Origin of the sequence: Bradyrhizobium sp. SZCCHNS30572 (genome assembly GCF_032484415.1) — a bacterium.
In the GTDB taxonomy this organism is placed as follows: Bacteria; Pseudomonadota; Alphaproteobacteria; order Rhizobiales; family Xanthobacteraceae; genus Bradyrhizobium.
Genome location: NZ_JAUESY010000001.1, coordinates 220,327 through 232,879, shown reverse-complemented (window position 1 = coordinate 232,879; position 12,553 = coordinate 220,327). Strand labels below are relative to the sequence as shown.

Below are 12,553 nucleotides of genomic sequence, written 5' to 3'. Positions count from 1 at the left end.
GTCACGTCGGCTTCACTTTGGCGGTCTTGTGATCGAGGAAGGCGCGGATGCGATTCTTGGCCTCCTTGTCGCTCTGCGCGACGGTGGCCATCAGCGATTCCATCAGCAGGCCGGTCTGCGGATTGGCCTCGGCGATCATCGGCAGCGCCTGCAGCACCGCAAAATTCGTCAGCGGCGCGTTGTTCGCGATCTTCGCCGCCAGCTCCATCGCCTTGGTCATCGAGGCGCCGGCCTCGACCAGATATTGCGCGAAGCCGTAGGACGAGCCTTCGGTCGCCGAATAGACCCGGCCGGTCAGCATCATGTCCATCATGCGGGCGACGCCGATCAGGCGCGGCAGCCGCACCGAGCCGCCGCCACCGACGAAGATGCCGCGCTGGCCCTCGGGCAGCGCGAAGTAAGCCGACGGCTCGGCAACACGGATATGCGCGGCGCAGGCGAGCTCGAGACCGCCGCCGATGACGGCCCCCTTCAATGCGGCGATCACCGGCACGCGGCAATACTGGATGCGGTCGAACACGCGATGCCACATCTGCGAGTGCACCAGGCCTTCGGTGGCGTCACGTTCGCGCAGCTCGGAGAGATCGAGGCCGGAGGAGAAATTGTCGCCAATCCCGTGGATCACGATGCAGCGGACGTCGTCAGGCAGGCTGGTGAAGCACTCGCCGATGGCGAGGATGATGCCGTCATTCAGCGCGTTGCGCTTGGCCGGGCGGTTGAGCCCGATCGTCAGGACGGCGCCCTGCTGTTCGATCTGCAGCAGAGACGAATCCCCCGCAGGCGTGGCGGTGTCGGTGTTTCCCATGGGCTCTATTGTGTCCTGTTCAGAATAGTTATGTTTTATAACGATCTTCGCGGGAGTCAACAAGCGGCGCCCGACATCATGTTGTGCAATGCAAAAGAACAAGCCGCCGAGGGGCTCGGTCGCGCAGCATCGTAAGGCCCGCCTGCGCGCAAAGGCAAATGACATGATCCGGCATTCCCGCGGCGAAATCACGCCCGGGGCTTGCTGATATTCTTCACCCTCCGGTGCGGAGGGCGCAGGGAAGGCCAGGCGCCGGCTGACGCCTGCGGCCCGCCTGCGAGAAAAATGCAGGCGGCAGGTACCACAGGTGCAGCCGAGAACGCCCGGCCTTCCCTGCGCGATGGTCTTCACGCTTATACGCAGTCTCCCTGGTGCACCGGCTTGTTGGCCACCATGATCCGCGCGGCGCGTTGGCGCCATCGCGAACGTAACACCGGCAACGGGGTGTCAGGACGCTGCGACTTCACGTCCGCGTCACATCGTTCGTCCGCGCGCCCGAAGACACGCTGCGACATGATCGCGGCCACCGCTCCCCGCCCCGCGTGTCGTGACGATCGCGCGCTACGCCCCTCGGCTTGGGACGGGATGGCGAGAGAAGATCACGTTTTCCGATAAAACGCAATACATTTATTTTTATCAGAATATGCTGGGAGGATGCCGGTTAGGCCGGAGCCCCGGGGCGACTTCCGAGATGAACGGCCAACAACATTGCATTCAGGGTGGCTTCAAAGCCCGCGATGTAGAACGTCCCTACACTTCCCAATGGAGGGGACCATGGTTTCGCTGAAGACATCTCTCGCAGGCGGCATCGCCGCGCTCACCGTCACCGCCACCCTGCTCGCCGGCGCGGCGCCGGCTCAGGCTCACGACGGGCGCAACGCGGCGCTGTTCGGCGGCCTGGTGGCCGGAGCTCTCATCGGGGGCGCGCTGGCGGCAGCGTCGGAAGCGCAGGCGTATGAGCCTGCGCAGGTCTACCGGTCCCACTATCGCGACGCGGCGTATGGCGGCTACGGCTACGGCTACGGCTACGGCTACGAGCGCTACCGCTATGTGCCGGCTCGCCACTATCGCAATTGCGACCACGACGGCTACGGCCGGGCTTCGGGCTGGGACGACGAGGATTAGTCGTAGGTCTACCGAATACGAAGCCGTCGCGACGAACAGCCACTTTCAACCAGTTACTCCGTCATGCCCGGGCTTGTCCCGGGCATCCACGTCGTTCGGAGCATGCAGAACCACGTGGATGGCCGGGACAAGCCCGGCCATGACGATGTGGAGACAGGCAAGCCCTAAACTCCCGACCGCTTTATGCGATCGCCCTTCGCAAGGAGAGCGTAGCCTACAGCACCACATGCACGTCGATGATGACGCGATCCGCGTGCCGCGCGGCGGAGCCTATGAAGACGTGCTCCATCAGCCAGCGATACTTCTCGTGGCCGGTCTCGAAGCGCGGGTGGGTGCGGAAGTAGATCAGCCTGGGGTCCACCGGCTCGCCGCGCTTGAGCTTCTGCAGCAAGTCGACCGGCCCAAAGCGGATGCCGCGGTTCTCGACATAGATGGTCGCGCCGTCGTCGGTCTCGAAGGCGTATTTGGCCTCGAGGTCGATCAGCTCGTTGGGGCGGATGATCTGGAAGTCGGCGCCGAAGTTGCAGATCCTGCCGCTGATGCCCTCACCGGCGCGACCGGGGCCCTTCACCTCTCCGCCATGGATCGGGATGATCCGGCGCACGCCGATGCCGGTCTCGCCGGCACTGGTGACGTCGCCGATCATCACGGTGAGGGTGAAGACGTAGCGGGTCTCGAGGATCGGAGTCGTCATCAGCGGGCCATCATCTGTTGCGGCAGCCAGGTGGCGAGGAGCGGGAAGGCGATCAGGATCACCAGCCGGATCAGGTCGGTCGCGACGAACGGCAGCACGCCCTTGAAGATGGTCGAGAACGACACGTCCTTCACCACGCTCTTGATCACGAACACGTTCATGCCGACGGGGGGATGGATCAGGCCAAGCTCGACGGTCATCACGATGATGACGCCGAACCAGATCGGATCGAAGCCGAGATGCGAGATCACCGGGAAGATGATCGGCACGGTCAGGATGATCATCGCCATCGCGTCCATCAGGCAGCCGAGGACGAGATACATCACCATGATCAGCGCCAGCACCCCGTAGGGCCCGAGGCCGAGACCGGTGAGGAACTCCGTCACCTTCTGTGGCGTCTGAGTCACCGTCAGGAAGTAGCCGAAGATCAAGGCGCCGATCAGCACAGTGAACACGGCCGCCGCGGTGCGCGTCGCCTGCAGCAGCGAAGCCAGGATCTTCTCCTTGTTCAGCCGGCCGGTGAACACGCCGATCAGGAACGCGCCGGTGGCGCCGACGCCGCCGGCTTCCGTCGGCGTGAAGCGTGGCAGGAACGGAAGACCGTAGAGGCCGCCGATCACGAACAGGAACAGCAGCACCGGCGCCCAGATGCCCTTCAGGCCCGCGATGCGCTCGCGCCACGGCGGCGCCTCGCCCCTGGGCAGGAAATCCGGCCTGACACGGCCGATCACCGTGATGGTGATCATGTACATGGTCATCGCCAAGAGGCCGGGGATGATGCCGGCGATGAACAGCTTGCCGATGTCCTGCTCGGTGATGATGCCGTAGACGGCGAGCACGGTCGACGGCGGCAGCATCGCGCCCAAGGTGCCGCCGGCGGCGATGACGCCGGTGGCGAAGGACTGCGGATAGCCGAAGCGGCGCATCTCCGGATAGGCCACGGCCGAGAAGGTCGCGGCGGTCGCCACCGACGAGCCGCAGATCGCGGCGAAGCCGCCGCAGGCCGCCACCGTGGCGATGCCGAGCCCGCCGCGCAGATGGCCGACGAAGCCGTTGGCGGCGCGGAACAGCTCGCGGCTCATGCCCGAGTTGGACACGAACGTTCCCATCAGCAGGAACATCGGGATCACGCCGAACGTGTAGTCCGTGACCGTGCGCATCGAGGTCTGGCCAACCAGCTTCAGCGCCGCCGTACCGTTGACGAGATAGGCGAAGCCGGACACGCCGACGAGTCCCATCGCCATGCCCACCGGCACGCGCAGCAGCATCAGCGCAAACAGCGCAACGAAGCCGATGACGGCAACCGCATCCGTGCTCATGCGGCACTACTCCGTGGGCTTGACTTGAGGGTCATGAATCTCCTCGGGGTGGAAGATCAGGCGATAGGTCCGGATGGCGATCAGCAGCACCGCCGAAACGTCGCCGATCCAGGCGACGGCGAAGAACGGCCAGGTCGGCATGTGCAGATCGAAGGTGAGGACGTTGTCCTCATAGGTGCCGCGCACCTTGTCGAACAGGGTCCAGGTCTGCACCGTGACGACGAACAGCAGTACCAGCGTTGCGAAGATGTCGATCCAGCGCTGATAGCGCGGGCCGACATTGCCCCAGATGAGATCCACGGTGATGTGGGTGCCGCGGTATGACGTCGCAGCGATGCCCCAGAAGATCAGGATGCCGAGCAGCATGCGCCCGATGTCGAAGGAATCGGGGATCGAATAGTTCAGCGTGTTGCGGAGTAGCACCGACAGGAAGATGTCGAGCGCGACGATGCCGACGAAGAACGCGGCGATCCACTCGATCCCGTCGATGATCCGGTCCATGAAGGCGCGCTGCATGGCGTCCCCGTGTCAGAAAGCTTGGTGGTTATGGTGGATGCGAAGCGAGCTGCTGCGTAGCGGGCGGTTCTTAGCCTCTCCCCGCTCCCGGGGAGAGGCCGGATTGCATCGTAGATGCAATCCGGGTGAGGGGCTCTCCGCACGGTCGGTGCGTGCGGCTGCCCCTCACCCCAACCCTCTCCCCGTAAGGAACGGGGAGAGGGAGCGCACCGTCCGCCGCGCAAGAGCTCTTGGGGGGATGAAAAGAAGCTACTGCGCCAGCGCCTTGTACTTGGCGAGCGAGGCCTTCAGCTCGGTCATGGCGGCCTCGGCATCGACGCCGGTCTTCTTGACGCCATCGGCCCAGGTCTTGAACAGCGGCTCGGAGGCCTTTTTCCACAACGCGGTCTGCTCCGGCGTCAGCTTGTAGACCTCCTGGCCGGACTCGGCCTTGATCTTGTCGACGCCGGCGTCCTCGAACTTGCCCCAGGGCTCACCGACCTTGCCGGCGGCCTCCGTGTTGCAATTGTCGTCGATCGCCTTCTTCTGCATCGCCGACATCTGGTTGTACTTGTCCTTGTTCATGACGAACACGAAGGTCGTCACGTAGAACGGCGCATCCATGTGGTACTTCGTGACCTTGTCGACTCCGAACAGCACCAGCGAGCCCGCCGGAAAGGTGACGCCGTCGGCGACGCCGCGCTCGATGATGTCGCGCACTTCCGGCGCCGACGACTGCACATTGGTCCCGCCGAGCAGGGTGACGAAATTGGCGATCGTCGCATCGGCCGGGCGGATCTTCATGCCCTTGACGTCCTCAGGCACGACGACCTTCTTGGTGCGGGTGTGGAAGGCCGACGGCGTGTGGACGAAGGCGAGGCAGTACTTGACGTCCTTCATCTCCTTCTCGGCATATTTGCGATACCACGCGTCCAAACCTTCCGAGCCGCCCTTGGCGTCGGAAATCAGGAACGGCAGCTCGCCGGCGCCGATGATCGGGAAACGGCCAGGCTGATAGCCGGGATTCACATAAGTGACATCGGCGATGCCGTCGCGCGCCATGTCATAATGGTCGAACGCCTTGCCGAGCTGCTGGGCCGGGAACACCTTGCCCTTGATGGTGCCGCCCGAGGCCTTTTCGACCGACGCGGCCCAATCCTCCAGCGCCTTCTGCAGCGGATGGCTCGCCGGCACCCAGTGCGAGATCTTCAATTCGAATGTCTTGTCCTGCGCGAGCGCGGGGGTCACACCGGCGGCCAGAGCCAACGCCAGAAGCGTCTTCCTCATCGGGATCGTCTCCTCCATCAGTGGGCCTTCGAGGGCCCTTTGCTTCATTGTTATAGCATATAAGCATCATTGCAAGCGCGGCGGCAGGTTGGCCACCAGTGCACGCGCCAAGCGGAGCCTAGCGCGCCCGCCAGCGCAAGTCTGGCAGACGAAAGTTGCAGGCCCGTGGCCATTTCATTAACACGTTAAGGATCTCGCCTGCACCCGAAATTGCACGGCGGGAGCATCGCACCACGAAATTGCCGCAGGGCCGCACCGGACGCCCGGCGACATCGCGCGCGACCCATCCCGTGCATCCGACGCGCAACGTGTCAAACGCCCGCGCAAAAGACGTTTGAAACTTTGTAGGCGGTGCAAAATCCGCGCTGATGTCGTTGACTGCGGACATCGTCAGCAACGATCGAGACACGCATGAGCAGCGTCCCCGCCGGATTCGAACCGCATTTCCGCAAGAGCCCGTTCACCGATCCCTGGGAGCCGCTCTACGCCAAGAAAACCGACAAGGCCGTCATCCTCGGCCTGCGGCTCGCCACGCCGCACACCAATTCGCGCGGGCTGATCCATGGCGGGCTGATCGCATCGCTGGCCGACAATGCGATGGGCTATAGCTGCGCCCAGGCGCTTGGCTGGAAGGCGTCGCTGGTGACGATCAACCTCGCGGTGGACTACATCGGCAGCGCCGGGACCGGACAGTGGCTCAGCGTCGAGAGCGACGTCATCAAGAGCGGACGCACCGTCTGCTTCGTCCAGAGCCTGGTGCTGGCCGACGACGCCGTGATCGCGCGTGCAAACGCGACCTTCCGGGTGGTGCCGAAGAAGGGGTGATCGAAACCGCCGATCTTTCGCATCAAGACCAGTGTCGCACCAAGGTCGGCGCAATCGCATCCACTCGTCATTCCGGGGCAATCGGCAACGCGCATCTGCGCGTTGTCGATTGAACCCGGAATTTCGAGATGATGAAGAACAGAGGCAAGACAACATCGGGATTCCGGGTTCAAGGAATGACGGGGTGTGGCGTTGTAGTCGCTTTCAGTCGAAACGCCAGTCGCAGGTTGCGGTGATCAGGTCGATGAAGGCGCGCACTTTGGCGGAGAGCAGGCGGGAGCTCGGAAACACGATGTGGATCGGGAGCGGCGGAGGCTCGTATTTCGCCAGCACCCGCTTGAGACGGCCGCCGCGCAGCGTGTCCGCCGCCTGATAGGCCATCACCCGTGTCACGCCGCCGCCCGCCTCGGCATACTGGATCGCGGCGTCGGCATTGTTGGTGACGAGCCGCGGGCTGACCGCCATCCGCAGTTCCCTGCCGTCCTTGACGAAGCGCCATTCGTCGGACGGACCGAACTGGATGGTCTGGTGCTTCGTCAGCGCCTCGGGCGTCCGCGGCTCACCATGGACCTTGAAGTAGGCGGGAGCTCCAACCACGATCCGGCGCATGCTGCCGACCTGGCGGGCCACGAGCGACGAATCGCCGAGATGCCCGATACGAACGGCACAGTCGACGCCGTCCTCCACCAGATTGATCTGGCGGTCCTCGAGGCGCAGCTCGGCCGCGACCTCGGCATAGCGGCTCAGATAAGCGGCCATGACCGGACCGACATGGAGCCGGCCGAAGCCGACGGGCGCCGAGACCACCAGCCGCCCCACCGGCTGCAGGCGCTCGCTCTCCGCGGCGCGCTCCGCCTCCGCCAGATCGGCCAGGATGCGGCTGGCGCGGTCGAGATAGCGTCGTCCGGAATCGGTCAGCGTCACCGAGCGCGTCGTCCGCTGCAGCAGGCGGACGCCAAGATGCGATTCGAGCGCGGCGACCAAACGGGTGACCGCCGATGGCGACAGCTTGAGCCGGCGCGCCGCCGGTGCGAAGCCGTTCAGCTCGGCGACGGTGACGAAAGCCTGCATGGCATCGATGCGGTCCATGGGATTATTGCAGCATCTGCAACGATCCAATGTCAACTGGCCAGATTATTTCCGAAGAGGATTGGGACCATATTGGCTCCACGGCGGCAGTCACTGCCGCAGCGACAAGGAGTCATTGCGATGACCCAGACAACCATCCAGGCACCCGGCGACGTCATGTTCTCACCCGCCGCCAAGGCGATCCAGGCGCGCAAGGGGTCGCGCGAGAGCTACGCGCATGTGGAGCGGAGCCGCGGCTTTCGCCACGAGGTCGACGCCGATCTCGCCGGCCGCCTCGCCGAGGCCACGAGCTTCTATCTCGCGACCGCCTCGGCCGACGGCCAGCCCTATATCCAGCACCGCGGCGGACCGAAGGGCTTTCTCAAGGTGCTCGACAGCCACACGCTGGCCTTCGCCGACTTCAGCGGCAACCGGCAATATATCACCCAGGGCAACCTGTCGGAGAACCCGCACGCCTACATCTTCATCATGGACTACGCGCATCGCCGCCGGGTGAAGATCTGGGGGACGGCGCGGGTGGTGGAGGATGATGCCGCGCTGACGGCCTCGCTGATGCCGAGAGGCTACAAGGCGCGGCCCGAGCACGTCATCCTGTTCACGATCAGCGCGTGGGACACCAACTGCCCGCAGCACATCCCGCAGAAGTTCGACGCGGCCGACGTCGCGGAAGCGCTGGCCGTTCGCGATGCTCGCATCGCGGAGCTCGAGGCCGAACTGGCGCGGTTGAAGGGCGAGAGCAAGCCCTCCGCCTAGGTCCTGCGCGCTGCGGGCCGCGCCTTTGGCTTGTTAGTCATTCCGGGTTCAAGGCCTGCGGCCTTGCCCCGGAATGACGGTGAGTGGGACTCGACTGACCGGCTCAGGCGGCCTCGGCCGCCCTGCCCCATTCGAACTCCGGAAAATATTGCGCCATCATGCGCTCGGCATAGGCGACCAGATTGCCGAAGCTTTCGGTGCGGCGGCGCAGCTCGGACTCGAAGAACGGCGTGAGGATGCCGGCGACGACGGCGAACGCCGTCGCATCGGTGCCGCAAGGACGATCGCCCATCAGATAGGGCCGGTCGCCGAGCTGCACCGACAGCGCGCGCAGCGAGCGTGCGGCGAGATCGACGTCCTCGTCCGGCGCGTGGCGGCCGAGCCCGGAGATCAGATAGTTCTCGGCGACGCGAAACTGCGCGTCCTCGCGCAGCTTCTCGCGCTTGTCGGCCGGCACGCCGTCGAAGAAGTGGGCCGGCCCCTTGGCGAAGTTGACCGGATCGACCCAGCGCGCCCCGACCAGCGCGAAATACAGGTGATGCTCGATCATACGCTCGAACCCCCAGGCCTGCGCCCGCGCGCGCACGTCGAGCCCATGATCGAAGTCGAAGCCATATTTGCGCTCGACATGGGCGCGGATGAAGGTCGAATCGGCGATCAGCTCGCCGCTGTCGTCGATGAAGGGCAGCTGCCCCTTCGGCGATGCCGGCGGCATCGCCCGCTGCTTCCGAAAAGCGAGGCCCGCCATCTTCAATTGCACCTCCGTCTTGGTGACGAAGGGGCTGATCTCCGGCAGGCCGAAGCCCGCGCCCAAACCGAACAATGTGATCATGACAGCACTCCCGACTTCCTGAGCAGACGCCGGACGCTACGAGCATGCTGCTGCCACCATGGTGTCAGCAGCGGCAGTAGCGTGGTGGCAAGGCCAAGGCCATAAAACATCATCATCGACATCACCCCTTCAATCTCGTTGTTGGCCCGGTATAAGGACAGGCTGCTGCCAGCATCCTGTCAGCATCGGCGGGGGTGCTCGCCCATGCAGGACACACCATGAGACGCGCCGACCGGCTATTCCAGATCATCCAGGTGCTGAGACGCACGCGCCGCCCATTGACGGCGGATGCGATCGCGGCCGAGCTCGAGACCTCGAAGCGCACGATCTATCGCGACATCGCCACCCTGATCGGCCAGCGCGTGCCGATCCGCGGCGAGGCCGGCATGGGCTACATCCTGGAGAAAGGTTTCGATCTGCCGCCCTTGATGCTGACGCCGGACGAGATCGAGGCGGCGGTGCTTGGCGCGCAATGGGTCGCGGTCAACGCCGACCCGGTGCTGGCGCGCGCGGCGGAGGACCTGATGGCCAAGATCGCCGACACCGTGCCGGAGCGGCTGCGGCCATTCGTGCTGGAACCGGCGAGCCGCGCGCCGCGGCCGTGGATGCGCGAGCCGGACCGCATCGACATGTCGCGCACGCGCTCGCAGATCCACGAGGGACGCAAGATCAGGCTGCGCTATCGCGACGAGCAGGGCCGCGACAGCGAGCGCGTGATCTGGCCGATCGCGATCGGCTATCATGACGCGGTGCGCATCCTCGCCGCCTGGTGCGAGCTGCGCCGCGACTTCCGCAGCTTCAGGACCGACCGTGTCGTCGAGGCGGATTATCTCGACGATAAATATCCCGAAAGGCGCGAGGCGCTGCGCGCCAAATGGCGGCGCAGCCTAGTGTGGGAGGTTCCCAAGGATGTCTGAACCGATGTCTGGCGAGACTGACAGCAGCCCCTGTCAGAGCTGCGGCGCGTGCTGCGCCTATTCGTCGAACTGGCCGCGCTTCACGATCGAGGAGGATGCCGCGCTCGACCTGATCCCGGCCGAGCTGGTCAACGAGCGGCTGTCGGGCATGCGCTGCGACGGCAACCGCTGCTGTGCGCTCGATGGCGAGATCGCGCGCGCCGTGGCGTGCCGGATCTACGCGATCCGCCCCGAGGTGTGCCGCATTTGCATGCCGGGTGACGCCGAATGCGCGATGGCCCGGCGCAAGTTCGGGCTGCCCGTGCTCGCCTGAGCAGAGGCAAGGAAGACGGGGAGTCAGGCCGTGACCGGCTCGGGGCTGTCGTCGAGATCGTCCTCGAACGGCTTCATCACCGAGAGTGGCTTGGTCGACAGCGAGATTGGCTTGCGGCTCGAGGTCGCGCCGGCCGGACCCGCCCGACCGCCGCGGGACTGCGCATACAGCGCCGATCCGACCCGGCCACCGAACTGTAACAGGACCTGCTCGCTGCACGTGGATGCAATCGCAAGCGCCAGCGGGTGAAGATGCGTGCGCCGGTAACAGAATAGCGCCAGCATGGCCCTCACATCGGCGGAGACGCTCTCGACCAGCGCGGGTAGCCCGTTGGCGTCGGCACGGTAGAGCTCACCGAGAAGCTCGTCGCCGACCGGGCACGAATCGCTGTCGAACGCATCGCGGCTTTGAAGCATCGGTTTGATTGCCATGACGCGACGATGCAGCGCGAATCGCTAATGACCGGTTAACCAAACCGAACGGTCGTCCCACCCCCGGCTTGACACGGGACTGCCGCGGTCGGTGCGGCTTCGCCGCGACGCACCGCGGCCGAACGCTCAGCCGTTTGCGGCCATGAAGATCGAGAGCCCGAATCCGGTGAGGTGATGCAGCGCCTGGTCGACGCCGATCAGGGTCCAGAACCAGGGGTGCTCGGTGTTCATGCCGAACCGCGACGAGCAGATGCCCTTGATGCGATCGATCGTGATGTGAATGGCGAAGTCGATCACGGCGACGAACCAGAATCTCGGCGCGACGATCAAGATCAGGACCATGGCGACGGCGAGATGGATCAGGCAGTGCACCAGCAGCGGCAGCGCCCAGCCCTTCCGCTGGTCCTTGCCATAGGCCATCCAGGCGTTCTGCAGCACGAAGTCGCCAATGATGTGCTTGAAGGTCAGCAGCAGCATCCAGCCGACCAGCGCACCAACCGGAACCTGCGACGACAAAGAGGGAAAAGACAAAGCTGACGCTCTCGCTACGACTAACCCTTGGAACCAACCCTTGGACGCACGGGGAACTGGAGGCGTTCAGCGCAATCTGATGAGAATACCCGGCCAATTCGACGCGTATGCGACGCTTATGACATCTCCGGTAGCGAATTGCACGCGAAAGGGAACTTCAAATCGCACCTTGCTACCCTTCGCGGCAATCCCGCCGGGGGTAAGGTTACCCACGCCGCGGCGCATCCGGCGGCAACCGTCGCTGCGGCGGCGTCATTCCGCGGCGTTGGTTTTCGGCACTGAGAGCGCCCTCGCCCGGATCTGCGCGATGGTCCGCTTCAGCGCCCCCTGTCCCGGCTCTGCCAGCGCAACGGCGCGCGCCTCGGCGATGGCGGAGGCGAGATCCGAGATCGGCAGGACGCCATCGAAGGTGGGCTTGGCCAGGCCATCGATGATGGCATGCCAATCAGCGAGACCCTGCCGGTAGCCGTCGCCCTGCCCCTGGATCATGGTCGCCGTCGCGATCACGGCGGGTGCCGCCGCAGGCTGCTTGTCCAGCGCGCGCGCGATCATGTGCAGCCACCGCTCGGCCCAGGCGCGCTCCTCGCCATAGCGCACCGACTGCAGCCGCCAGCGCCGCAGGCCGGCCATCAGCTTGAGGCGGCGAATGGCCAACCGCGATCGGACCGAAAAGCGGACCTTGACCCGGCGCCGACCTAACCAGCCGATCTGCTCGAAGGCTGCCAGCAACGATTCCGCCACGGCTTGCGGCAGCGCACCGATCAGCTCGTCGAGGCGAAACCTCCTGACGTCGTCGCTCTCGCGTCCCCCCGGGCGCTTCCCCATGTCGAGGCTGATCAATCTGAGCTGGGCGATCCGGATCGGATCCTCGTAGGCCATGCGGGCGGCCAGCAGCTGCGCGATCTGAGACAGCATGCCGGCATCGACGTTCGATCTGCGCACGAACCGCTTGATGCGATCGACATAGAGCTGCGCGTAGCTCGCGCCCTGATACTCCATCAGCAGATGGATGCCATCGCTCACCGCCGGCACGGCGGCGTCAGGAAGGCCCTGAGGCAGAAAAGGCGGCTCGCCATCGTCGACGCCGATGACGTCGGCGAACAGATATCGCAGCGAGGACCGGACGCTTTCCACTGG

Annotated in this window: 15 protein-coding genes; 5 read left to right on the top strand and 10 right to left on the bottom strand. The window is 65.1% G+C overall.

The window, feature by feature from the left end; translation table 11 throughout:
- Position 1: 1 nt before the first annotated feature.
- Entirely contained in the window at positions 2-805 is an 804-nt protein-coding gene (locus QX048_RS01020; RefSeq protein ID WP_315826191.1) for a crotonase/enoyl-CoA hydratase family protein, read from the bottom strand.
- 774 nt (positions 806-1,579) lie between these two features.
- On the opposite strand from QX048_RS01020, the gene QX048_RS01015 reads away from it, so the two are divergent.
- Positions 1,580-1,930, top strand: a complete 351-nt coding sequence (locus QX048_RS01015) for a hypothetical protein (protein WP_316200335.1) — start codon at positions 1,580-1,582, stop codon at positions 1,928-1,930.
- Between the two features lie 214 nt (positions 1,931-2,144).
- Here the strand turns inward: QX048_RS01015 and QX048_RS01010 are convergent, their stop codons facing one another.
- The 4 genes from QX048_RS01010 to QX048_RS00995 form a co-directional block, all read right to left on the bottom strand.
- Positions 2,145-2,624: a DUF3237 domain-containing protein gene (locus QX048_RS01010; protein WP_315825941.1), complete on the bottom strand. Its 480-nt coding sequence runs from the start codon at positions 2,622-2,624 to the stop codon at positions 2,145-2,147.
- Positions 2,624-3,943, bottom strand: coding sequence for a TRAP transporter permease (locus QX048_RS01005; RefSeq protein ID WP_315713755.1), 1,320 nt, complete (start codon positions 3,941-3,943; stop codon positions 2,624-2,626). Before QX048_RS01005 ends, QX048_RS01010 begins: the two co-directional genes overlap by 1 nt.
- A 6-nt stretch (positions 3,944-3,949) precedes the next feature.
- Entirely contained in the window at positions 3,950-4,459 is a 510-nt protein-coding gene (locus QX048_RS01000) for a TRAP transporter small permease (RefSeq protein ID WP_315713754.1), read from the bottom strand.
- A 249-nt stretch (positions 4,460-4,708) separates the two neighbouring features.
- Positions 4,709-5,725: a TRAP transporter substrate-binding protein gene (locus QX048_RS00995; protein ID WP_315713753.1), complete on the bottom strand. Its 1,017-nt coding sequence runs from the start codon at positions 5,723-5,725 to the stop codon at positions 4,709-4,711.
- 411 nt (positions 5,726-6,136) lie between these two features.
- Between QX048_RS00995 and QX048_RS00990 the strand changes: the two genes are divergently transcribed.
- A complete protein-coding gene (locus QX048_RS00990) occupies positions 6,137-6,550 on the top strand; it encodes a PaaI family thioesterase (protein ID WP_315713752.1) in 414 nt (137 codons plus the stop codon).
- A gap of 204 nt (positions 6,551-6,754) precedes the next feature.
- Here QX048_RS00990 and QX048_RS00985 read toward each other — a convergent pair whose 3' ends face one another.
- The gene (locus QX048_RS00985; RefSeq protein ID WP_315713751.1) at positions 6,755-7,639 is read right to left on the bottom strand and encodes a LysR family transcriptional regulator; all 885 of its coding nucleotides are present in this window, start codon (positions 7,637-7,639) and stop codon (positions 6,755-6,757) included.
- A gap of 120 nt (positions 7,640-7,759) precedes the next feature.
- Between QX048_RS00985 and QX048_RS00980 the strand changes: the two genes are divergently transcribed.
- Positions 7,760-8,392 carry a pyridoxamine 5'-phosphate oxidase family protein gene (locus QX048_RS00980; RefSeq protein ID WP_315825940.1) on the top strand — a complete coding sequence of 211 codons (633 nt, stop codon included), beginning with the start codon at positions 7,760-7,762 and terminating at the stop codon, positions 8,390-8,392.
- Between the two features lie 103 nt (positions 8,393-8,495).
- On the opposite strand, the gene QX048_RS00975 is transcribed toward QX048_RS00980, so the two are convergent.
- A complete protein-coding gene (locus tag QX048_RS00975; protein WP_315713749.1) occupies positions 8,496-9,224 on the bottom strand; it encodes a glutathione S-transferase family protein in 729 nt (242 codons plus the stop codon).
- Between the two features lie 218 nt (positions 9,225-9,442).
- On the opposite strand from QX048_RS00975, the gene QX048_RS00970 reads away from it, so the two are divergent.
- Together QX048_RS00970 and QX048_RS00965 are read left to right on the top strand one after the other, a co-directional pair.
- Positions 9,443-10,141, top strand: a complete 699-nt coding sequence (locus QX048_RS00970) for a YafY family protein (RefSeq protein WP_315713748.1) — start codon at positions 9,443-9,445, stop codon at positions 10,139-10,141.
- Positions 10,134-10,454, top strand: coding sequence for a YkgJ family cysteine cluster protein (locus tag QX048_RS00965; RefSeq protein ID WP_315713747.1), 321 nt, complete (start codon positions 10,134-10,136; stop codon positions 10,452-10,454). Before QX048_RS00970 ends, QX048_RS00965 begins: the two co-directional genes overlap by 8 nt.
- Positions 10,455-10,477: 23 nt before the next feature.
- On the opposite strand, the gene QX048_RS00960 is transcribed toward QX048_RS00965, so the two are convergent.
- From QX048_RS00960 to QX048_RS00950, 3 genes are all read right to left on the bottom strand, one after another.
- Positions 10,478-10,870 carry a hypothetical protein gene (locus tag QX048_RS00960; RefSeq protein ID WP_315826190.1) on the bottom strand — a complete coding sequence of 131 codons (393 nt, stop codon included), beginning with the start codon at positions 10,868-10,870 and terminating at the stop codon, positions 10,478-10,480.
- Positions 10,871-11,011: 141 nt separating this feature from the next.
- On the bottom strand, positions 11,012-11,362 hold the full coding sequence (locus QX048_RS00955) for a DUF3307 domain-containing protein (protein ID WP_315714361.1): 351 nt from the start codon (positions 11,360-11,362) through the stop codon (positions 11,012-11,014).
- A gap of 306 nt (positions 11,363-11,668) precedes the next feature.
- On the bottom strand, positions 11,669-12,550 hold the full coding sequence (locus QX048_RS00950) for a DUF6537 domain-containing protein (protein ID WP_315825939.1): 882 nt from the start codon (positions 12,548-12,550) through the stop codon (positions 11,669-11,671).
- Between the last annotated feature and the right edge of the window lie 3 nt (positions 12,551-12,553).